The organism is Acidovorax sp. JHL-9 (genome assembly GCF_000426205.1).
GTDB lineage: Bacteria > Pseudomonadota > Gammaproteobacteria > Burkholderiales > Burkholderiaceae_C > Acidovorax > Acidovorax soli.
Window position 1 is genome coordinate 58064 of sequence record NZ_AUEX01000017.1, and the last position, 19991, is coordinate 78054.

At 63.4% G+C, this 19991-nt stretch carries 20 protein-coding genes and 1 pseudogene; 5 read left to right on the top strand and 16 right to left on the bottom strand.

Features of this window, described 5'->3' with window-relative positions:
* Nucleotides 1-2: 2 nt before the first annotated feature.
* Genes K225_RS22200 through rfbB form a run of 6 tightly spaced genes read right to left on the bottom strand, consistent with a single transcriptional unit; the run spans nucleotide 3 to nucleotide 5502 of the window.
* Complete coding sequence (locus K225_RS22200; protein ID WP_155885266.1) at nucleotides 3-800, bottom strand: glycosyltransferase; 798 nt, start codon at nucleotides 798-800, stop codon at nucleotides 3-5.
* Nucleotides 784-2076 carry a flippase gene (locus K225_RS21735; protein WP_081679678.1) on the bottom strand — a complete coding sequence of 431 codons (1293 nt, stop codon included), beginning with the start codon at nucleotides 2074-2076 and terminating at the stop codon, nucleotides 784-786. The genes K225_RS22200 and K225_RS21735 overlap by 17 nt, the downstream gene beginning before the upstream one ends.
* A 3-nt stretch (nucleotides 2077-2079) precedes the next feature.
* On the bottom strand, nucleotides 2080-2631 hold the full coding sequence (gene rfbC, locus K225_RS0112445; protein ID WP_026436726.1) for a dTDP-4-dehydrorhamnose 3,5-epimerase: 552 nt from the start codon (nucleotides 2629-2631) through the stop codon (nucleotides 2080-2082).
* On the bottom strand, nucleotides 2628-3515 hold the full coding sequence (rfbA, locus tag K225_RS0112450; protein ID WP_026436727.1) for a glucose-1-phosphate thymidylyltransferase RfbA: 888 nt from the start codon (nucleotides 3513-3515) through the stop codon (nucleotides 2628-2630). The genes rfbC and rfbA overlap by 4 nt, the downstream gene beginning before the upstream one ends.
* 17 nt (nucleotides 3516-3532) lie before the next feature.
* Nucleotides 3533-4435 (bottom strand): dTDP-4-dehydrorhamnose reductase, encoded by a 903-nt coding sequence (rfbD, locus tag K225_RS0112455; protein ID WP_026436728.1) that lies wholly within the window; start codon nucleotides 4433-4435, stop codon nucleotides 3533-3535.
* Nucleotides 4432-5502, bottom strand: a complete 1071-nt coding sequence (gene rfbB, locus K225_RS0112460) for a dTDP-glucose 4,6-dehydratase (RefSeq protein WP_026436729.1) — start codon at nucleotides 5500-5502, stop codon at nucleotides 4432-4434. The genes rfbD and rfbB overlap by 4 nt, the downstream gene beginning before the upstream one ends.
* 147 nt (nucleotides 5503-5649) lie before the next feature.
* Here rfbB and K225_RS0112465 point away from each other — a divergent pair, with 147 nt between their 5' ends.
* The 3 genes from K225_RS0112465 to K225_RS0112475 all read left to right on the top strand — a co-directional run bounded on the left by K225_RS0112465 (nucleotide 5650) and on the right by K225_RS0112475 (nucleotide 7956).
* Nucleotides 5650-6249: a phasin family protein gene (locus tag K225_RS0112465; protein ID WP_026436730.1), complete on the top strand. Its 600-nt coding sequence runs from the start codon at nucleotides 5650-5652 to the stop codon at nucleotides 6247-6249.
* A gap of 231 nt (nucleotides 6250-6480) precedes the next feature.
* Nucleotides 6481-7143, top strand: coding sequence for a TetR/AcrR family transcriptional regulator (locus K225_RS0112470; protein WP_026436731.1), 663 nt, complete (start codon nucleotides 6481-6483; stop codon nucleotides 7141-7143).
* Between the two features lie 36 nt (nucleotides 7144-7179).
* Nucleotides 7180-7956 (top strand): hypothetical protein, encoded by a 777-nt coding sequence (locus K225_RS0112475; protein WP_026436732.1) that lies wholly within the window; start codon nucleotides 7180-7182, stop codon nucleotides 7954-7956.
* 28 nt (nucleotides 7957-7984) lie between these two features.
* On the opposite strand, the gene K225_RS0112480 is transcribed toward K225_RS0112475, so the two are convergent.
* On the bottom strand, nucleotides 7985-8749 hold the full coding sequence (locus K225_RS0112480; protein WP_026436733.1) for a type III pantothenate kinase: 765 nt from the start codon (nucleotides 8747-8749) through the stop codon (nucleotides 7985-7987).
* 165 nt (nucleotides 8750-8914) lie between these two features.
* Here K225_RS0112480 and lysM point away from each other — a divergent pair, with 165 nt between their 5' ends.
* Nucleotides 8915-9400 (top strand): peptidoglycan-binding protein LysM, encoded by a 486-nt coding sequence (gene lysM, locus K225_RS0112485; protein WP_026436734.1) that lies wholly within the window; start codon nucleotides 8915-8917, stop codon nucleotides 9398-9400.
* A 206-nt stretch (nucleotides 9401-9606) separates the two neighbouring features.
* On the opposite strand, the gene K225_RS22580 is transcribed toward lysM, so the two are convergent.
* From K225_RS22580 to glyQ, 7 genes and pseudogenes are all read right to left on the bottom strand, one after another.
* Nucleotides 9607-10044 carry a rhodanese-like domain-containing protein gene (locus tag K225_RS22580; RefSeq protein WP_238323230.1) on the bottom strand — a complete coding sequence of 146 codons (438 nt, stop codon included), beginning with the start codon at nucleotides 10042-10044 and terminating at the stop codon, nucleotides 9607-9609.
* Nucleotides 10039-10719 (bottom strand): annotated as a pseudogene (locus tag K225_RS22585) (MBL fold metallo-hydrolase); the annotation flags it as partial. The pseudogene K225_RS22585 and the gene K225_RS22580, both read right to left, overlap by 6 nt.
* Before the next feature lie 261 nt (nucleotides 10720-10980).
* Nucleotides 10981-11964 (bottom strand): M48 family metallopeptidase, encoded by a 984-nt coding sequence (locus tag K225_RS0112495; RefSeq protein ID WP_026436736.1) that lies wholly within the window; start codon nucleotides 11962-11964, stop codon nucleotides 10981-10983.
* 10 nt (nucleotides 11965-11974) lie between these two features.
* Nucleotides 11975-12733, bottom strand: a complete 759-nt coding sequence (locus tag K225_RS0112500) for a 1-acyl-sn-glycerol-3-phosphate acyltransferase (RefSeq protein WP_026436737.1) — start codon at nucleotides 12731-12733, stop codon at nucleotides 11975-11977.
* 69 nt (nucleotides 12734-12802) lie between these two features.
* Nucleotides 12803-13393, bottom strand: a complete 591-nt coding sequence (gmhB, locus tag K225_RS0112505) for a D-glycero-beta-D-manno-heptose 1,7-bisphosphate 7-phosphatase (protein WP_026436738.1) — start codon at nucleotides 13391-13393, stop codon at nucleotides 12803-12805.
* 46 nt (nucleotides 13394-13439) lie between these two features.
* Nucleotides 13440-15557 (bottom strand): glycine--tRNA ligase subunit beta, encoded by a 2118-nt coding sequence (glyS, locus tag K225_RS0112510; RefSeq protein ID WP_026436739.1) that lies wholly within the window; start codon nucleotides 15555-15557, stop codon nucleotides 13440-13442.
* Nucleotides 15558-15585: 28 nt separating this feature from the next.
* A complete protein-coding gene (gene glyQ / locus K225_RS0112515; protein ID WP_026436740.1) occupies nucleotides 15586-16542 on the bottom strand; it encodes a glycine--tRNA ligase subunit alpha in 957 nt (318 codons plus the stop codon).
* A gap of 326 nt (nucleotides 16543-16868) precedes the next feature.
* Here glyQ and K225_RS0112520 point away from each other — a divergent pair, with 326 nt between their 5' ends.
* Nucleotides 16869-18113: a diaminopropionate ammonia-lyase gene (locus tag K225_RS0112520; RefSeq protein WP_026436741.1), complete on the top strand. Its 1245-nt coding sequence runs from the start codon at nucleotides 16869-16871 to the stop codon at nucleotides 18111-18113.
* A gap of 101 nt (nucleotides 18114-18214) precedes the next feature.
* On the opposite strand, the gene fabB is transcribed toward K225_RS0112520, so the two are convergent.
* Both fabB and fabA read right to left on the bottom strand, forming a co-directional pair.
* On the bottom strand, nucleotides 18215-19432 hold the full coding sequence (fabB, locus tag K225_RS0112525) for a beta-ketoacyl-ACP synthase I (protein WP_026436742.1): 1218 nt from the start codon (nucleotides 19430-19432) through the stop codon (nucleotides 18215-18217).
* Nucleotides 19429-19968, bottom strand: a complete 540-nt coding sequence (gene fabA / locus K225_RS0112530; protein WP_026436743.1) for a 3-hydroxyacyl-[acyl-carrier-protein] dehydratase FabA — start codon at nucleotides 19966-19968, stop codon at nucleotides 19429-19431. The genes fabB and fabA overlap by 4 nt, the downstream gene beginning before the upstream one ends.
* Between the last annotated feature and the right edge of the window lie 23 nt (nucleotides 19969-19991).

Sequence of the window (19991 nt, forward strand, 5' to 3'; positions counted from 1 at the left end):
CATTATTCAGCTGATTTTAAAACTCTCGACGCCAACTGAGCAAACATGAAGGCCATGAAGAATTTCACAAAAATTGCAGTGTATTTAAAATTCAAGGTAAATAGAGACAATAATATCAACTTGCAATTTGCTTTTAACGTATCCATGATACGGACTATTGGGTACGCTCTAAAAGCATAAGTTTTTTTAAAAATTTTGTACTTCTTATCGGCCTGCTCAACGGAATGATCAAATCCAGGAACACCTGCAAATCTGCCAATTTTAAATCCGTTATTTTTTGATCTCAAACAAAATTCATAATCGACACCATCCACGAAATATTTGTGATTATGCCAACCGATTTCCTTTAAACTCCTCAAGAAAAATAAGCTGCCGCTATTGATTACCACACTGACATCTTGAAAACTTTTTATGCTTTTATTTTCAGCAGAAAAAAATGCAATCACGCTGTATGCATTTTCCAAATCTCTGTGATTTGCATGATAATTATTAATAAAATCAAGCGTCTCCAAGCTGAATACAGTATCTTGATCAAAAAATATTAACGCCAAATTATCTTCATAATACGCCTGTGCGCAAATTGCGGCCAAACCATAACCCAACCCCACATTTTTACCCACCGTCAAATACTTTACGCATTTATTATTCAAGCAATACTCTGCAATTCTTGATTCATCGGGTGAATTATCAAAAACATAGGCTTGAAATCCATTGGCAGCAGCACTCTTCAATCGTTCGAGGAAACTACCCCCAGGTTTATAAACAACAAAACCAATAGCAATTCTACGCTGCGTGTTCATATATAGGTTTTTTGAATATATTTCCGGCAAAATGCTGCAGTATCAAAAAATCAACAAGGACGCGAATCACCCAAGCACATGCTGCGCCGTTGATTCCAAACATCTTCAAAGAAGCAAATAACAATGGTATATAAAAAATTAATTCAAACACATGTATTAAGGCAGTTATTCTAACATTACCTGCCGCCTGTATTGCAGCATACGGAACCTGCGCCATACCATTAAAACCAATACCAAACACCAATATCGCCATCACTAGCCATGATTTATCAGCAAAATCCTCACCTATCCAAATCGACAAACCAAAATGAGAACAAGCAATCGTGATCAACACGATAGGAGCGAGAACTACAGCAACAATTCTCAACGATTTCAAATATAAATATTTCGCCGCAGCAGCGTCAATATTAATCAGCGCCGTTATTTTCGGAAATAATGCAACAGTCAATGCCCCTGGTATTATTAATATTCTAACCAACACCTCAAAAGGAACGGTATAATATGCAACAGAGACAGCGCCGACTACCGCAGAAATAAAAAATCGATCAGCCGTCACCATAAGAGGGCTAATTACATTGGAAACCGTCATCCAGAAACCAAAACCCGCAACACCCTTAAAGTCACCAACTGACAATCTAATTCGCATCCATTTATCGCCTATTTTTTTATTTACAAGCACCAAATGAAACATAAAAACCAATAATCTTGCGATTATCAAACTAGCTACAGCATATTCAAGCGATTGGCCAAAAAGTAAAATAGCCAGTACTGGAAGTCCAAAATTTGCGACTCCTAGAATTATCCTTAAAATATTTACTATTTTAAAATCCTCAAAACCCTCCAGCACCCCCCGGAGCCCTGTTGTCAAAGTAGTAAAAGGTATACCGAAGGCAGCAATCAGCAAAGAATTTAGCGTATCATTTTGCAAATCAGCACTTACATTTAACCAAGATTGACTAAGTTTCGGAGCCAATCCAAATAATACGCCCCCGCCAAGAAGCCCTGTTAGAGCAGTAAAGACAAGTCCCGTCTTGATAACTCTAGGAATATCACTTATCAAACCTAGCGATTGCTTTGTTGCTATCTGCTGCGTAAGCGCACGGCCAAGACCAAAATCAAATAAACTAAAATACCCTATTAATGCCCAAACAAGGGTCAGCACCCCAAATGCTTCCACCCCCAAAGAGGATATTAGATAGGGTATCGTGATTACACCAACCAACATTGGCGATCCGGAACCAACAAGATTCCACAGCGCATTTCTTTTTAAAGACATTATTCAATCAAAAATTCTAGCAAGTGAACTACCATTGCTATCTTTTTCAGACATCTTCGGCGCGGATATTCCATTTTTCACAAGAGGCCACTGAATATTAATATTCAGATCATTCCATGCAATGCAGCGTTCATGCTCAGGCGCGTAATAGTCAGTGGTTTTATACAAAAAATCCGCCGAGTCGCTGATCACTAAAAAACCATGCGCAAACCCCGGAGGCACCCAAAACTGCTTGTGGTTGTCTTCGGTCAGTTCAATCCCTACCCACTTGCCAAATGTGGGTGAACTCTTGCGAATATCCACCGCCACGTCAAACACCGCTCCGCGCACCACGCGCACCAGTTTGCCCTGGGGCTGCTGGATTTGGTAATGCAACCCGCGCAGCACGCCCTTGGCGCTGCGGCTGTGGTTGTCCTGAACGAACTGGTGGTTGGTGCCGGTGGCCTCATTGAAGGCTTTCTGGTTGAAGCTTTCATAGAAGAAGCCGCGCGCGTCGCCAAACACCTTGGGTTCGATGACCAGCACGTCGGGGATGGCGGTCGGGGTGACTTTCATGCTTTGTTCTTTTCTTTCAGCAGGCGCTGCATGTATTGCCCATAGCCGTTCTTCAGCAGGGGCTGGGCCAGTTTTTCAAACTGCTCGGCGCTGATGAAGCCGTTGCGCCAGGCGATCTCTTCGGGGCAAGCGATCTTCAGGCCCTGGCGGTGCTCCAGCGTGGCGATGAACTGGCTGGCTTCGAGCAGGCTTTCGTGTGTGCCGGTGTCCAGCCAGGCGTAGCCGCGCTGCATGATTTGCACGCTGAGCTGGTCTTTGTCCAGGTAGGCCTGGTTGACGGCGGTGATTTCCAGCTCGCCGCGCGCACTGGGCTTGACGGCCTTGGCGATGTCCACCACCTGGTTGTCGTAGAAGTACAGGCCGGTGACGGCGTAGTTGCTCTGGGGCGTCTTGGGCTTTTCTTCGATGCTGCTGGCCTTGCCGTTGGCGTCAAAGGCCACGACGCCATAGCGTTCGGGGTCTTGCACATGGTAGGCAAACACGGTGGCGCCACTGGTTTGTGCATCGGCATCGGTCAGCAGTTGCACGAAGTCGTGGCCGTGGAAGATGTTGTCGCCCAGCACCAGCGCACTGGGGTGGTTGCCGACAAACTTGTCGCCAATGATGAAGGCCTGCGCCAGGCCGTCGGGGCTGGGCTGCACGGCGTATTGCAGGTTCATGCCCCACTGGCTGCCGTCGCCCAGCAGCTGCTCAAAGCGCGGGGTGTCTTGCGGTGTGCTGATGATGAGCACGTCGCGGATGCCGGCCAGCATGAGGGTGCTGAGCGGGTAGTAGATCATGGGCTTGTCGTACACCGGCAGCAGCTGCTTGCTGATGGCCAGGGTGGCCGGGTGCAGCCGGGTGCCGGAGCCGCCGGCGAGGATGATGCCCTTGCGTGAAGTCATGTGGTGCTTTGTTGTGTTCAGAGAATTTCGGCCAGCATGCGGTCGACGCCTTGCTGCCAAGGTGGCAGGGTGAGCCCGAACACCGTCTGCAGCTTCGAGGTGTTCAGCCGCGAGTTGTGCGGACGCGCCGCCGGCGTCGGGAAGGCACTGGTGGGAACCGGGGCGACCTCTTTTGCTTTTATTGCGATAGCAGGCTGTCGTTTCTGCGCCTGGGCTATGACGTGATTGGCATAGGCATGCCAGGTGGTTTCACCGCTGGCCACCAGGTGGTAGATGCCGGCATCCTTGCCGGAGCGGGCGTCGCCGTGCATCACCTGCCGGATAGCATGTGCCGTGACATCAGCCAGCAACTCGGCGCCCGTGGGGGCCCCCCATTGGTCGTCGATCACGGTCAGCCGCTCGCGCTCCTGCGCCAGGCGCAGCATGGTCTTGGCGAAATTGCCGCCGCGTGCGGCATAGACCCAGCTGGTCCTGAAGATCAGGTGCTTGGGGCAGTGCTTGGCAATCAGTTGCTCGCCTTCCAGCTTGGTCTGGCCATAGATGTTGAGCGGTGCTGGTGCGTCGGTTTCTTTCCAGGGCTGGCTGCCGCTGCCGTCAAACACATAGTCGGTGGAGTAGTGCACCAGCCAGGCGCCCAGTTGGTGCGCCTCTTGCGCCAGCACGCCAGGGGCGGTGGCGTTGAGGGTGCGGGCCAGGTCGGGCTCGCTTTCGGCTTTGTCCACGGCAGTGTGGGCGGCGGCGTTGACGATGACGTCGGGGCGGACCGCGCGCACCGTTTCAGCCAAACCTTGCAGGTTGGAGAGGTCGCCGCAAAAGTCCGTGCTGTGGCGGTCGAGCGCGACCAATTCGCCCAGCGGGGCCAGGCTGCGCTGCAGTTCCCAGCCAACCTGGCCGTTTTTGCCGAGCAGAAGGATTTTCATGCCGCAACCGTGCCCGCGTATTGGGTTTGCAGCCAGTCGCGGTAGGCGCCGCTTTGCACGTTGGCCACCCACTCGGGGTGGGCCAGATACCACTGCACGGTCTTGCGGATGCCGGTGTCAAAGGTTTCGGCAGGCTTCCAACCCAGCTCGCGCTCGATCTTGCTGGCGTCGATGGCGTAGCGCCGGTCGTGGCCGGGCCGGTCTTTGACGTAGCTGATTTGCGTGCTGTAGCTGCTGCCGTCCGCCTTGGGGCGCAATTCGTCGAGCAAGGCGCACACGGTCTGGACAATCTCGATGTTGGGCTTTTCGTTCCAGCCGCCGATGTTGTAGACCTCTCCCAGCTTGCCTGCGTCCAGCACGCGGCGGATGGCGCTGCAGTGGTCTTTGACGTAGAGCCAGTCGCGCACCTGCATGCCATCGCCGTACACCGGCAGTGGCTTGCCGGCCAGGGCGTTGACGATCATCAGCGGGATGAGTTTTTCGGGGAAGTGGTAGGGGCCGTAGTTGTTGCTGCAGTTGGTGGTGAGCACCGGCAGGCCGTAGGTGTGGTGGTAGGCGCGCACCAGGTGGTCGCTGGCGGCCTTGCTGGCCGAGTACGGGCTGTTGGGCTCGTAGCGGTGCTGCTCGGTAAATGCCGCGTCGCCCGCAGCCAGCGAGCCATAGACCTCGTCGGTGGAGACATGCAGCAGGCGAAAGGCCGCTTTGCCTTCGGCGGGCAAACTGCTCCAGTAGGCGCGCACCGCTTCGAGCAGGCGGAAGGTGCCGACCACATTGGTCTGGATGAAGTCTTCGGGGCTGTGGATGGAGCGGTCCACATGGCTTTCGGCGGCAAAGTTGATGACGGCGCGCGGCTGGTGCTCGGCCAGCAGGCGGGCCACCAGGGCGCTGTCGCCGATGTCGCCCTGTACAAAAGTGTGCCGCTCATCGTCTTGCACCGAGGCCAGGGTTTCGAGGTTGCCGGCGTAGGTCAGTTTGTCGAGGTTGACGACGGGTTCCTGCGATTGCGCCAGCCAGTCGAGAACGAAATTGGCGCCGATGAAGCCGGCGGCGCCGGTAACGAGAATCATGATGTGCCCCAAAGATACTGCCTGCTGGCAAAGCCAAAAATTATCTCACCCGCTTCGGATTGTCACGTAACCAGGTGCTGCACAGGGGGGGACGCTGTCCGTGCCGCCATCCTCTACACTTTATTCTTTCCCCTTATTGGAGGTTCCATGGCCAAGAAGATGCAGAAGACCAGCGGCAACAAGAAGCAGAGCGATGCCCAGCTGTCCAGCACCGTCAAGGATTCGGCGCAGCAGATCTGGCTGGCGGGCCTGGGCGCTTTTTCGAAGGCGCAGGAAGAAGGCGGCAAGGTGTTTGAGGCCCTGGTCAAGGAGGGCCTGACCATCCAGCGCAAGACGCAGGCCGTGGCCGAGGAAAAGATCACCGAAGCCACCAGCCGCATGACCACCATGGCCAGCGACATCGGCTCCAAGGCCCAGGGCCAGTGGGACAAGCTGGAGAACCTCTTTGAAGAGCGTGTGGCCAAGGCCCTTTCCAAACTGGGCGTGCCCTCGGCCCGTGATATCGAGGCCCTGCATGCACGCATCGAGGCACTGACCCAGGCTGCAGGCAAGGCCGCCGCCGCGACGACCGCGGCCAAGGCGCCAGCCAGGGCCGCCAAGCCCGCGCCCACCAAGACCGCTGCGCGCAAGGCAGCGGCCAGGCCCGCCCTGAAAGCCGCGCCGGCCAGGAAGGCCCCGGCAAAATCCCCCGCAGCGGCGGCGCCCAAGGCCACGACGGCTGCCGACGACACCCCCGCCGCCTCCTGAGCCTTGCCCCGGCCATGAAAGCGACCGGCATGCCCCGCATGCGGTCGCTTCTTTTTTGCGCTGCCCGTGCCACGGCACGCCAGGCCAGGCCAGGCCAACGATGCGGATGCCTTTGCAAGCCGCACCGGTACTGCGTCTTCGTGCTGCATTGCAGCAAAACGACTGGGGTAGAGTAGGCCTGCGAAAGCAAGCAACCACGGCACAAACAACGACACGAAGGGGCACGCATCCATGGTGAAGAAAGCGCCGCGCCGCACCGCCGAACGCATCCTGGAGGTGGCCCTGGAGCTGTTCAACCGGTTTGGCGAGCCCAACGTGTCCACCACCCTCATCTCGGCCGAGCTGCGCATCAGCCCCGGCAACCTTTATTACCACTACCCGGCCAAGGACGCGCTCATCAACGCGCTGTTTGACCGGTATGAACAGTCGCTGAACGACCTGCTGGGTGCCAGCGACAACGTGCGCAATGTGGAAGACGCCTGGTTCTTCATGCACACGTTGTTTGAAATCATCTGGCAATACCGCTTTCTGTACCGCGACCTGAACGACCTGCTGTCCAAGAACCGCCGGCTGGAAACGCATTTCCAGGCCATCCTGAAAGAAAAGACCCGCGCGGTGCGGGCCATGCTCGATGGCATGGGCCGCGCAGACGCCTTGCGCATCGATGCCAGCGATCGGCAGGCCACCGCCACCAGCATGGTGGTGGTGCTGACCTACTGGCTGAGCTTCGAATACGTGCAGGATCCGCGCCGCGCGCTGGAGCCCGAGAGCGCACAGGCAGCGTTGCTGCGGGGTGCGCACCATGTGCTGAACCTGCTCCTGCCCTATCTGGAGAGTGCGCAGCGGGCGCATCTGCAGCAGATCGTGGGCGCCTACGCACCGGCCACCGGCTGACCACCGCACACCATCCCCAACCCGAGGAGACACACCATGGCCCCATGGACCCCTTTCCCCCATGCTGGTGGCTACCGCCTGGATGCGGCCAGCGTCAAAGCGCAGTGGAGCCGCCTGCACTGCGACGATGCCGAGCCCTGCCCCCAGGATGCCGCCGTGCTGCAGGCCTGGGCGCTTTATCACAACGGCGAATTCGAGCAGGCCGCGGCGGCGGGCCTGCGTGCCGGCGGGGCTGGCATCACGGTCGCCAACAAGGCCACCGCGGTGTATGCCAACTACCTGGAGCCCGGGGAAAAAGCCCGCCTCGATCTGTTCATGCAGGTCGCCGGGCGCGCCGAGGCCCAGGCGGCACAGGAGCCCGAAAACGCCAATGCCTGGTACTGGCAGGCCTACGCCCTGGGCCGCTACAGCCAGGGCATCAGCGTGGCCAAGGCGCTGGCGCAAGGGCTGGGCGGCAGGGTCAAGCATGCGCTGGAGAAGGCGATTGCACTGGCACCCCGGCATGCCGATGCCCACATTGCGCTGGGCACATTCCATGCAGAGGTGATCGACAAGGTGGGCCCGCTGATTGGCGGCATGACCTATGGCGCCAGGAAGGACGTGGGCCTGCAGCTGTTTCAGCAAGCCTTGCGGATCCACCCCGGCTCCGCCATCGGCATGATCGAATATGCCAATGCGCTGGTGATGCTGGAAGGCGACCCCAGAATGCAGGAAGCCACGCAGCTCTATGAAAAGGCGGCAGCCACCGAGCCCCTGGATGCCAGAGAGCGCCTGGACGTGGAAATGGCGCGCATTGAGCTGCAGGAAAACTGACCTTGCGGCCTCACGGCTGCGCCCAAGGTCAGCCGAAACGCCGCGCGGCGATCTCCAGCAGGCCGTCAAAGATCAGGTTGTCCACCAGTTCGAACGGCCGCGTCATGCTGGGCGCCATCTTCCAGCCCGCACCGCCGGTCATCACACAGGCGGGTTCGGCGCCGCAGTGGGCCATGACATGCTGCACCATGCGCTCGACCGCCCCGGCAATGGCATAGGTGCCGCCGCTGGTCAGTGCATCGCTGGTGTTGGTAGGGAAAAGGCGCACGTCGCCCGTGGGCACATGCAGCCCGGCGGTGCCGGCCTCCAGGGCGCGCAGCATGATGCCGTGGCCCGGCAGGATCAGGCCGCCCAGAAAACGCCCTTCGGTGTCGATGCATTCCACGGTGACCGCCGTGCCCACCATCACCACCACGAGGGGGCGCGCCGGGCCTTGCGCGAGCACATGGTGGCGCGCCCCGATCATGGCCACCCAGCGGTCCGAGCCCAGGCGCGAGGGGTAGTCGTAGCCATTGGTGACGCCCGCCTCTTGCGCCGACGACACCACCCATTGCGCCGCCACATCCCACAGCTCCATCTGGTCCTGCACGCGGCGCTTGACGGCGTCGCCCGCCACCACGCAGCCCAGCATTTTGGCCGGTGCGGGCAGCTGCGCCCACGAGCCTTCTGCCAGGCGGTCGATATGGTCGAGGAATTCGGCGCCATGCGCCAGCAAGGCAGCACCCGGACGGTGGGCGTCGTACAGCGCCCATTTGAGACGCGTGTTGCCGACGTCGATGGCCAAGAATGTCATGCGGCGGATTATCCAGAGTTTTTCACCCGCCCCTTTGGGCACCACGGCAGGTGCCGCACTGCGCAGGCACTGCGCGCGAGATCGGGCATTTGTCCGACATGCCGCACGGCAGTCGCGGGGATACAGTGGCCCCTCCCCCCACTCTGCAACCACAGGAGAATCGACATGGGTTTATTCAGTTTCATCAAGGAAGCCGGCGAGAAACTTTTTGGCGGCAAGGACGCGCAGGCGGCACCGGGCAGCCCGGCCGCCACGGACGAACTCAACGCCAATGCCGCCAAGGCCATCGAGACCTACATCGCATCCCAGAACCTGGGCGCCAGCAACGTGCAGGTGGCCTTTGATGGAACGCAGGGCAAGGTCACCGTGAAAGGCACGGCACCCACGCAATCGGTCAAGGAAAAGATCACCCTGTGCTGCGGCAACGTGGCCAACGTGACCAGCGTGGACAACCAGATGGACGTCACCAACCCCGAGCCCGAAGGCCAGTACCACGACGTGGTGCGCGGCGACACGCTCTCGGCCATCGCCAAGAAGTTTTACGGCGATGCCGGCAAGTACCCCCAGATCTTCGAGGCCAACAAGCCCATGCTGACGCACCCCGACAAGATCTACCCCGGGCAGAAGCTGCGCATTCCGGCAGTCAAGTAGCCCCCTGAGTCGCCTGCGGCGCCTTCCCCCGAGGGGGACGCACCCGGTGGCCCGGCAAAGCCGGTTCCACGGGTGCACTGGTGCACTGGTGTGGGCAGTGGTAGCTCAAGCGCTGCCGATGGATGCGGCGCGGGAGCAAGCCGAATTTGAGAAATCAGCTGGCAGCGCTTCACATGCAAGCGCTGGCGGCTATTTTTTTGGCCACCTCAACCCTGCTTCCACGGCAGGCCCTGAAAACGCCAGCCGCCCCTCTTGCCGCGCTGCGCATGGCCATCGGGGTCGCCCTCGAAGCCTTCGAGGATGTTGTAGGCGGTGATGCCCAGCTCGGTGGCGCGCCGCGCGGCAGCCACCGAGCGCACGCCGCTGCGGCACAGCAGCACGGCGCGGCCGCCCTCGGGCACGGCGGCGCGCAGCTGGGCGTCGAAATCGGCATTCATCGCCATGCCGGGCCATTGCTTCCAGGCCACGGCAATGGCGCCGGGCACCTGCCCCACCCATTCGCGCTCGGCATCGCTGCGCACATCGATCAGCACGGCCTGCCCGCTCTGCACCCATTGCCAGGCCAGCTGGGCTGACACATCGCCCGCATAGCCCTCGGCCGTGCGCGGTGCCTGCAGGGTGGCGCCATCGGCGTCGTGCCGCAGGCCCGAATGCAGGTTGGCGGGCACGGCTTCGTCGATGCGGCGCGGGCGCGGCAGGTGCAGCGACTCCATCAGCGCCACAAACTCGGCCTGGCTGCGGCCGGCCACGCGGGCATTGCCGGCCTTTTCGGCGGCGATGGTGGAGTGGCTGCGCCCGTGGTAATCGTGGCCGGGCCAGACAGTGGTTTCCGGCGGCAACGCAAACAGCACGCCGGTGATGCTTTGGTACAGGTCGGCCGCGCTGCCCGACTGGAAATCCGTGCGGCCGCAGCCGTTGATGAGCAAGGTGTCGCCAGTAAAGACATGGTTGCGCCACCGGTACGACATGCCGCCCGCCGTGTGGCCGGGGGTGTGCAGCGCGCTCAGGGTTTCGCCACCGAAGGCCAGCGTCTCGCCGTCGAGCAGCTGCACCGCTGCCGTGCCGATGCCGCAGCCCGCGGGCACCGCCGTGTGCGCCCCGGTGTGCTCGGCCAGGCGGCCGGCGCTGGTGATGTGGTCGGCGTGCGCATGGGTTTCCACGGCCCAGCGCAGCGTGAGGTGGTGCGCCTGCAGCACTGCCAGGTCGCGGTCGAGCTGCTCGTCCACCGGGTCGATGATGAGGGCATCGCGGGTGGCGGGGTCGTGCAGGATGTAGGTGTAGGTGCTGGAAGCAGGGTCGAACAGCTGCAGGGGAATCATGGTGGGCATCCTGACGGTGAGATCCATGCGGAACGAACTGTCATTTTGCCGCCAGCCGCCCTGGCTTTCAAACGCGGCCAGAGTGCCTCTGCGCGCTTGGGCGACGCTGAATAAGTCCCCGCGATGGCGCGCGCCCTGGTTTGGGATGGGCTGCAAGGCGCAAAGCACAGCAATAGCCATCGCTATTGCGAGCATTTGCAGCGCCGCAGACCGCCCAAAACAGGGATGCGCGGCACGCGAGGGACTTGTTCAGCGTTGCCCTTATTCCCACAGCGGTGCCGGCTGTTCGCGCAGGGCGTGGCGCAGCACCGGGTAGTCGGGCACCACCGTGGCCACGGTGCCCCAGAAGCGTGGGCTGTGATCCATCACGCGCAGGTGGGCCAGCTCGTGCGCCACCACATAGTCGATGATGGCCGGGCGGTAGTGCAGCAGGCGCCAGTTCAGGCGGATGGAGCCATCGGCCTTGGCGCTGCCCCAGCGGGTCTGGGCGCTCGACAGGCGCAGGCTGGTCCAGCGCACACCGAGCAGCGGCGCAAAGTGGTCGAGCCGGTCGGTGAAATGGCGGCGCGCATCGCGCATCAGCCAGGCCTGCACGGCATCGCGGATCTGCGCCGGGCTGGCGCTGTGGGACAGGCCGATGCGCAGGTGCGCCCCCCCGGCGCCTTCACTGCCGGCGTGCAGGGCGCCGCCCTTGCCGGTGAAGCCGTGGGTGGGGTCCAGCACCACGGTGAGGGGTTCGCCCAGATAGGGCAGCTGCGCTCCGTGGGCCCAGACGATGCGCCCCCCCTCGCTGCGCTGCTGGCGCGCGCGGGCTTCATCGAGCTTGCGCAGGATCCAGCCCGATTTTTCGCGCAGCGCCGCATCCACGGCCGGCAGGGTGACCCAGGTGGGCGCCCGCACGGCCAGGCCATCGGCCCCCACCGTGAAGCCGATGCTGCGCCGGCGCACGCGCTGCAGCGCATAGGCCACCACGGCATCGCCCAGCAGCACCTCGCGGTTGGCCCGTGGGTGGCGGAACTCGGCGGGGGACAGCAGCGACGGCAGGGCCGCTGCGTCAGGAGGCACCGGGCACGGATCAATCGCTACGCTCTCAGGCGCATCTGGCGCAGCACCCACCGGCGCTAATGGCCTTCTTGGCTTGATTTCTTGCGCGGGAGGCTCTGGCACCACAGGCGCCTCATCCGCCTGGCGATCCGCACCAGGAGGGTCGAACAGATCGAGCGCCAGCTGCACCAGCCGCTGCATCATGGCGCCCTCACGGATTGGAAGAAACGGCCTCGGGGTAAGCCTCCGGGTCGAGGCGGCGCATTTCGGATTCGATCCAGGCCTCGACCTCCTGCATCAGCTCGTCGGGCTTGCGGCCCACGCTGGGGATGGGCTGGCCGATCGACACATCCACCACCCCGGGGCGCTTGATGAAGGCCTTGCGCGGCCAGACCCGGGCCGAGGTGACGGCCACGGGCACCACGGGCACCCCGGTATCAATGGCCAGCCGCGTGCCGCCGCTCTTGTACTGCCCCGCCTGCCCCCGTTCTATCCGGGTGCCCTCGGGAAACATGATGACCCAGGTGCCCTGGGCCAGCAGCGCCCGGCCCTGCTGCACCACCTTGACGAAGGCGCGCGCGCTCTGGCCACGGTCGATGTGGATCATGTCCAGGCTGCCGATGGACCAGCCGAAGAAGGGCACGCGCAGCAGCTCCTTCTTGAACACATAGGCCAGCGGGCGCGGCATGATGGCCGGCATGAGGAAGGTCTCATAGGTGGACTGGTGCTTGACCAGCAGCACCACGCCCTGGTTTTCCGCGGCGGGCAGGTGCTCCATGCCGGTGATGCGGGTGCGGATGCCCATGATCACGCGCGCCGAATCCACACTGAGCTTGAGCCAGGCCCGCGCGATGCGGTAACGCGTGCGGCTGCTGGCGCCCAGCATGCGCACCAGCAGGATGGCCAGCGTGTAGGGCACCACGGTGATGCCCATCCAGAGCATGTGGAGGATGGAACGGATCAGGGCCATATGTTTTGCAAGTGTTTTCGGAAGATGGCGCTTGCCAGACAGGCGCTGCAAGCGATCAAATGAGCAGGATCAAGCCGCCAGGGGCGGCGCAGGTGTTGGGGACGGCGCAGGCGCCGCAGGCAGCAGTTGTTCGGCAAACGCCCCCAGGCTGGCATGCACCTGCGTCGTGGCGGGAAAGTCGATGGGCAAGGCCTGTCCGGGCTGCCAATGGGCCGACCGGCCCGTGCACACCAGATGCACCTGCGCACCCAGCGCGGCCCCCGCCTGCAGATGCTCCGCGCAACTGCCCACCACCTGCACATCGAAAGGCTCCACGCCATAGCGATCGCAGATCTGTTCGAGCAAACCGGGCGCCGGCGCGCGGCAATGGCAGGCCTCATCGGGCGCGTGCGGGCAGTAAAACACCGCGTCGATGCGCCCGCCCACCGCAGCCACCTGCCGCAGCATCTTGGCGTGGATGGCGTTGAGCGACACCACGTCGAACAAGCCCCGGCCCAGCCCGGGTTGGTTGGTGGCCACCACCACCCGCCAGCCGCCATGGTTGAGCCGGGCCACGGCCTCCAGCGCGCCCGGCTGGGCGCTCCACTCATCCGGCGAGGTGATGAAATCATCGCCCTGCGGGTTGAGCGTGCCGTCGCGGTCGAGGATGACGAGTTTCATGGGGTGGGTTTCCCTTGTGAGAGCCGCCAGCCTATCAGCACCAGGCTCACACGGCCAGGCGCGACAGATCGGCCACGCGGTTCATGGCTTCGTGCAGCGTCTTGAGCAGGCCCTGGCGATTGAGGCGCAGGTCGAGCTGCTCGGCGTTGACCATCACATCGTCAAAGAAGGCATCCACCGGCGCACGCAGCACGGCCAGGGTCTGCAGGCTGGCGGTGTAGTCGCCGGCTGCGAACCGCGCATTGGCTTCGGGCACAAAGCGCTGCAGGGCGGCGAACAGGTCCTGCTCGGCCTGCTCCTGCAGCAGGGCGGGGTTGACGTGGGCGTCCACCGGGCTTTCGAGCTCGGCCTTCTTGAGGATGTTGCCCACGCGCTTGTTGGCCGCGGCCAGGGCCGGGCTTTCGGGCAGCGCGGCAAAGGCGCGCACGGCGGCCAGGAACTGGGGCACCTGCGCCAGGCGCTGCGGGCGCAGGGCCAGCACGGCATCGACCTCCTGCGCGCTGTAGCCCTGCTCGCGCAGGCTGCCGGCAAGGCGGTCGTAGATGAAGTCGGCCAGCGCGGCCGAGGCATCGGTGATCTTGTCGCCAAAGGCAGGCACGGCGCTGGCCAGCAGGGCGTGCAGGTCGAGCGGCAGGTCCTTTTCGACCAGCATGCGGAGCACGCCCAGCGCGTGGCGGCGCAGCGCGAACGGGTCGCGGTCGCCCGTGGGCAGGTTGCCGATGCCGAACATGCCGACCAGTGTTTCGAGCTTGTCGGCCAGGGCCACCACCACGCCCGCGGTGTTGCGCGGCAGCGCATCGCCGGCAAAGCGGGGCTTGTAGTGGTCTTCGATGGCGTCGGCAATGGTTTCGCCCAGGCCGTCATTGAGCGCGTAGTAGCGGCCCATGGTGCCCTGCAGCTCGGGGAACTCGCCGACCATGTCGGTCACGAGGTCGGTCTTGGCCAGCAGCGCGGCCTGGTCGGCATCGGCGACCAGGGCGGCGTCGCCCAGCTGCGTTGCGATGGCCTTGGCGATGGAGCGCACGCGTTCCACGCGCTCGCCCTGCGTGCCCAGCTTGTTGTGGTAAACCACCTTGCCCAGGCCTTCCACGCGCGAAGCCAGGGTTTTCTTGCGGTCCTGGTCGAAGAAGAACTTGGCATCGGCCAGGCGCGGGCGCACCACGCGCTCGTTGCCGCCGATGACCAGGCTGGCATCGGCGGGCGTGATGTTGCTGACCACCAGAAACTGGTGGGTGAGCTTGCCAGCGGCGTCGAGCAGCGGAAAGTACTTCTGGTTGGCCTTCATCGTGAGGATGAGGCATTCCTGCGGCACGTCGAGAAACTCTTTCTCGAACGAGCAGGTGAGTACGTTGGGCCGCTCGACCAGCGCAGTGACTTCGTCGAGCAGCGCGTCGTCGTCAATCGGGCGCGCGCCGTTGCCTACCTTCGCGGCGGCGGCGGCAAGCTGGCGGGCGATCTCGGCCCTGCGTTCGGCAAAGCTGGCGATCACGGCGCCCTGGCTGGCCAGCTGCTGGGCATAGCTGTCGGCGCTGGTGATGACCACCGGGTCCACCGCAGCCTCGAAGCGATGGCCGTGCGTGGCGTTGCCCGCGGCCAGGCCCAGCGCCTGCACCGACAGCAGCACCTCGGTGCCGTGCAGCGCCACCAGGCCGTGCGCGGGGCGCACGAAGTGCACGCTGCTCCAGCCGTCCTGCAGCTGGTAGCGCATCACCTTGGGGATGGGCAGCCTGGCAATGGCCTCGTCCAGCGCCTTTTGCAGGCCTTCGGCCAGCGTCGCGCCCTTGGCGGTGCTGTTGTAGAACAGCACGTCGGCCTTGCCGTCGTGCACACGCTCCAGGCTTGCCACGGCAGACGCATCGGCGCCCAGCGCAGCCAGTTTCTTGAGCAGCGCCGGTGTGGCCTGGCCGTCGGCGCCCAGCCCCACGGCCACGGGCATGAGCTTTTGCGACACGGCCTTGTCGGCCGCGCTGGCGGCCACTTCGGTGATGTGCGCGGCCAGACGGCGCGGCGAGGCATAGGCGGTCAGGCGCGAGCCGGCAGCCGCCAGGCCCTGGGCCTGGAGCTGCTCCAGCAGCACGCCGGCAAAGGCGTCGCCCAGTTTCTGCAGGGCCTTGGGGGGCAGTTCTTCGACAAACAGTTCGACGAGAAGATTCGGGTGGGTCATGGTGGTTTCAGTGCTCCGCGCTGCGCCTTCAGGCGGCCTTCTTGTGCTGTTGCTGCTGCTCGGCCCGGGCCAGGTCGGCCAGCACCTCGGCGGCCCACTCCTTGGGCGCCATGGGGAAGCCCAGGCGCGCACGGCTGTCCAGATAGCTCTTGGCCACGGCACGGGCCAGGTTGCGGATGCGGCCGATGTAGGCGGCGCGCTCGGTCACGCTGATGGCGCCGCGCGCATCGAGCAGATTGAAGCTGTGCGCGCCCTTGAGCACCTGCTCGTAGGCAGGCAGGGCCAGCTGCTGCTCCATGAGGTGCTGGGCCTGCTTCTCGTGCGCGTTGAATGCGGTGAACAGGAAGTCGGCGTCGCTGTGCTCGAAGTTGTAGGTGGACTGCTCGATCTCGTTTTGCTTGTACACGTCGCCGTAGCTCAGCTTGCTGCCGTCGGCGCCTTCGGTCCAGGTCAGGTTGTAGACGTTGTCCACGCCCTGCAGGTACATGGCCAGGCGTTCCAGGCCGTAGGTGATCTCGCCGGTGGCGGGCTTGCAGTCAATGCCGCCGACCTGCTGGAAGTAGGTGAACTGGGTCACCTCCATGCCGTTGAGCCAGACCTCCCAGCCCAGGCCCCAGGCGCCGAGCGTGGGGTTTTCCCAGTCGTCCTCGACAAAGCGGATGTCGTTTTTCTTCAGATCGAAGCCGAGCGCTTCCAGCGAGCCCAGGTACAGCTCCAGGATGTTGGCCGGTGCGGGCTTCAGCACCACCTGGAACTGGTAGTAGTGCTGCAGGCGGTTGGGATTCTCGCCGTAGCGGCCGTCCTTGGGGCGGCGGCTGGGCTGCACGTAGGCGGCCTTCCAGGGCTCGGGGCCGATGGCGCGCAAAAACGTAGCGGTGTGCGATGTCCCGGCGCCCACTTCCATGTCATAAGGTTGCAACAGCGCGCAACCCTGGGCGTCCCAGTAGGTCTGCAGCTTGAGAATGATTTGTTGGAAGGTCAGCATGGATCGATTCTGGCTTGCCACAGGCCGGGCCTGCGGCTATGAAAAAGAGTGGCAGTCCGCGCTGCGCAAACGGTGATTTTAAGGTGCAGCACAGCGATATGCCGCGACCGTCGCCGCCGGCCCTGCAACCCCTGTAAATTCTGGAATGGCACCACCATGGCGCATGCGGCACACGTCTCCAGCGCCCTCCTGGGCATTGCGGCGCCGGCGTGCGCGCTGGACTGTTTGATGGGGAGGGCTGCACTGGCTCTGCCGCTTCAAGGCCGCGCCGCGTGGCGATGCCAAATGCCCTGAGCCTTATCTTTGGTTTGACAGAAAGATCCCCCATGCCACCACCCCCCGCCCTCACCGCTGAATGCCTGGCCAACCCTGCAGCCGACCGCCAGGCCCCGTATGGCGAGCGCCGCAGCGCCATCCTGGACGCACCGGCACTGGCGCAGGCCGAGCGCGAGCTGACCAGCTGGCAGGGCTATGCAGTCACGCCGCTGCACAGCCTGCCCGCGCTGGCGCAGGCCCTGGGCGTGGCCGCCGTGCACTACAAGGACGAGGGCAGCCGCTTCGGCCTGGGCAGCTTCAAGGCCCTGGGCGGCGCCTACGCGGTGGCGCGCCTGCTGTGCCGCGAGCTGGGCGCCCGCCTGGCCCGCCCGCTTTCCACGCAGGACCTGCGGACACCCGAACTGCGCGCGCTGTGCGCCGGCATCACCGTCACCTGCGCCACCGACGGCAACCATGGCCGGTCCGTGGCCTGGGGCGCGCAATTGTTGGGCTGCCGCTGCGTGATCTACATCCACGCCACGGTGAGCGAAGGCCGCAAGGCCGCCATCGCCCGCTATGGCGCCGAGGTGGTGCGCACGCCCGGCAACTACGACGACGCCGTGCGCCAGGCCGATGCCGACGCCAGGCTGCATGGCCGCTTCGTCATCTCCGACACTTCGTACCCCGGCTACATGGACGTGCCGCGCGACGTGATGCAGGGCTACCAGCTGATGGTGCAGGAAGCCGCGCAACAGCTCGCGCAGCGCCCCACGCACCTCTTTGTGCAGGCCGGCGTGGGCGGCCTGGCCGCGGCGGTGTGCGGCTATTTCTGGGAGCGGGACGGCAGCGAGCGCCCGGTGTTCGTGGTGGTGGAACCCGACCGTGCCGACTGCCTGGCGCAAAGCGCCAAGGCGGGTCGGCTCACCGCCATCACCGGCGACCTCGACACGCTGATGGCGGGCCTGGCCTGCGGCGAGGTGTCGCACCTGGCCTGGGAGATCCTGGAACACGGCACCGACGGTTTTTGCGTGATCAACGACCAGGCTGCCGTCGAGGCCATGCGCCTGCTGGCCCGCCCGCTCGGCAACGACCCGGTGATCGTCGCGGGCGAATCCGCCGTGGCCGGTGTGGCGGCGGCCGTGGCGGCCTGCCAGAGCGATGCGACGCGCCAGGCGCTGGGCCTCACGGCCGACAGCCGCCTCCTGTTCTTTGGCAGCGAAGCCGCAACCGACCCCCAGCTCTATGCGCAACTGGTGGGCGAGAGCGCCGAGGCCGTGGCGGCCCGTGCCGCAGCCCAAGCACAGGCTGTGCCCTGAAGGCCCCAGAGAAACGGTGGAGGCAACGGGCATGAAAAAGAGAGCCCGAGGCTCTCTTTTTCATGGGCCTGGCGCCCGCATTCCTGCCCCCGCAGGGCGTCTTACTGGCCGTCCCAGCGGCGCAGCACCAGGCTGGCGTTGGTGCCACCGAAACCGAAGCTGTTGGACAGCGCGGTGCGAATCGGCGCATCCACCGTCTCGCGCACCAGGGGCATGCCCTCGGCGGCGGGCTCCAGTGTCTCGATGTTGGCCGAGCCGGCGATGAAGCCCTGCTGCAGCATCAACAGGCAGTAGATCGCCTCCTGCACACCCGTGGCGCCCAGCGAGTGGCCGGTGAGCGACTTGGTGGACGAAAAGCGTGGAATGGCGTCTCCAAACACCTCGCGGATGGCACGCAGCTCGGGCACATCGCCCACGGGCGTGGAGGTGCCGTGGGTGTTGATGTAGTCGATGGGCTCGCTCACGCCGGCAATGGCCTGGCGCATGCAGGCGATGGCACCGTCGCCCGAGGGGGCCACCATGTCGGCGCCATCGGACGTGGCGCCAAAACCAATGACTTCGCCCAGGATGGTGGCGCCGCGCGCCAGGGCATGGTCCAGGCTTTCCAGCACCACGGCACCGCCACCGCCCGACAGCACGAAGCCGTCGCGGTTGGCGTCGTAGGCGCGCGAGGCTTTCTCGGGCGTGTCGTTGTAGGCACTGGACATGGCGCCCATGGCGTCAAACAGCAGGCCCATGCCCCAGGTGACTTCTTCGCCACCGCCGGCAAACATCACGTCCTGCATGCCCCAGGCGATCTGCTGGGCGGCCGCGCCGATGCAATGCGCCGAGGTGCTGCAGGCCGAGGTGATGGAGTAGTTGATGCCCTTGATGCCGAAGTTGGTGGACAGGCAGGCAGACACGGTGGAGCTCATGCAGCGGGTGACCTGGTAAGGCCCCACGCGACGGATGCCCTTGCTGCGCAAAATATCGGCCGCCTCGATCTGGTTGGCGGGCGAACCGCCGCCCGAGCCCATGATGAGGCCGGTGCGCGGATGCGACACCTGCTCGGGCGTGAGGCCCGACTCGGCAATGGCGTTGGCCAGCGAGATGTGGGCATAGGCCGCTGCATCGCCCATGAAGCGCAGCTGCTTGCGGTCGATCAGCGCTTCCAGGTCGATCTGGGGAACGCCTGCCACGCGGCTGCGCATGCCCAGCTCGGCGAACTGCGGCATGGCGCGAATGCCCGAGCGGCTTTCACGCAGGGCCTCTGTGACGGTGGCCATGTCGTTGCCAATGCACGAGACGATGCCCGTGCCCGTGATCACCACGCGTTTCATGCTGCCTCTCCTTGCGGCGCTCCGTCTTTTGCCGCTTCGTCCTTCTTGAACAGGCCCACGCGCAGGTCGTTGGCCACATAGATTTCCTTGCCATCGGCCAGCAGGCGGGCATCGCCAATCGCCATGACGAGCTTGCGCTTGATGACGCGCTTGATGTCGATTTCGTAGGTCACCAGCTTGACGTCAGGGCCCACTTCGCCCGTGAACTTGACCTCACCCGCACCCAGCGCACGGCCACGGCCTGGCAGCTGCAGCCAGGTCAGGTAAAAACCGATGAGCTGCCACATGGCGTCGAGCCCCAGGCAACCGGGCATGACCGGGTCGCCCTGGAAGTGGCAGGCAAAAAACCACAGATCAGGACGCACATCGAGCTCGGCCCGGATTTTTCCCAGCCCGTGCGCGCCGCCATCGCTGTCGATGTGGGTGATGCGATCAAACATCAGCATGGGTGGCAGCGGCAGACGCCCGCTGTCAGCGCCGAACAGCCGGCCCTCGCCCGAGGCAATCAGTTGTTCGTAGGAAAAGGAATCTGCCATTTTCAGTCGTGCTCCAGAACCGC

What these genes read in the sequence shown, in the direction of transcription:
- K225_RS22200 (WP_155885266.1), bottom strand. Translation starts at nt 800, where the DNA reads ATGAACACGCAGCGTAGAATTGCTATTGGTTTTGTTGTTTATAAACCT.
- K225_RS21735 (WP_081679678.1), bottom strand. Translation starts at nt 2,076, where the DNA reads ATGTCTTTAAAAAGAAATGCGCTGTGGAATCTTGTTGGTTCCGGATCG.
- rfbC (WP_026436726.1), bottom strand. Translation starts at nt 2,631, where the DNA reads ATGAAAGTCACCCCGACCGCCATCCCCGACGTGCTGGTCATCGAACCC.
- rfbA (WP_026436727.1), bottom strand. Translation starts at nt 3,515, where the DNA reads ATGACTTCACGCAAGGGCATCATCCTCGCCGGCGGCTCCGGCACCCGG.
- rfbD (WP_026436728.1), bottom strand. Translation starts at nt 4,435, where the DNA reads ATGAAAATCCTTCTGCTCGGCAAAAACGGCCAGGTTGGCTGGGAACTG.
- rfbB (WP_026436729.1), bottom strand. Translation starts at nt 5,502, where the DNA reads ATGATTCTCGTTACCGGCGCCGCCGGCTTCATCGGCGCCAATTTCGTT.
- K225_RS0112465 (WP_026436730.1), top strand. Translation starts at nt 5,650, where the DNA reads ATGGCCAAGAAGATGCAGAAGACCAGCGGCAACAAGAAGCAGAGCGAT.
- K225_RS0112470 (WP_026436731.1), top strand. Translation starts at nt 6,481, where the DNA reads ATGGTGAAGAAAGCGCCGCGCCGCACCGCCGAACGCATCCTGGAGGTG.
- K225_RS0112475 (WP_026436732.1), top strand. Translation starts at nt 7,180, where the DNA reads ATGGCCCCATGGACCCCTTTCCCCCATGCTGGTGGCTACCGCCTGGAT.
- K225_RS0112480 (WP_026436733.1), bottom strand. Translation starts at nt 8,749, where the DNA reads ATGACATTCTTGGCCATCGACGTCGGCAACACGCGTCTCAAATGGGCG.
- lysM (WP_026436734.1), top strand. Translation starts at nt 8,915, where the DNA reads ATGGGTTTATTCAGTTTCATCAAGGAAGCCGGCGAGAAACTTTTTGGC.
- K225_RS0112495 (WP_026436736.1), bottom strand. Translation starts at nt 11,964, where the DNA reads ATGCAGCGGCTGGTGCAGCTGGCGCTCGATCTGTTCGACCCTCCTGGT.
- K225_RS0112500 (WP_026436737.1), bottom strand. Translation starts at nt 12,733, where the DNA reads ATGGCCCTGATCCGTTCCATCCTCCACATGCTCTGGATGGGCATCACC.
- gmhB (WP_026436738.1), bottom strand. Translation starts at nt 13,393, where the DNA reads ATGAAACTCGTCATCCTCGACCGCGACGGCACGCTCAACCCGCAGGGC.
- glyS (WP_026436739.1), bottom strand. Translation starts at nt 15,557, where the DNA reads ATGACCCACCCGAATCTTCTCGTCGAACTGTTTGTCGAAGAACTGCCC.
- glyQ (WP_026436740.1), bottom strand. Translation starts at nt 16,542, where the DNA reads ATGCTGACCTTCCAACAAATCATTCTCAAGCTGCAGACCTACTGGGAC.
- K225_RS0112520 (WP_026436741.1), top strand. Translation starts at nt 16,869, where the DNA reads ATGCCACCACCCCCCGCCCTCACCGCTGAATGCCTGGCCAACCCTGCA.
- fabB (WP_026436742.1), bottom strand. Translation starts at nt 19,432, where the DNA reads ATGAAACGCGTGGTGATCACGGGCACGGGCATCGTCTCGTGCATTGGC.
- fabA (WP_026436743.1), bottom strand. Translation starts at nt 19,968, where the DNA reads ATGGCAGATTCCTTTTCCTACGAACAACTGATTGCCTCGGGCGAGGGC.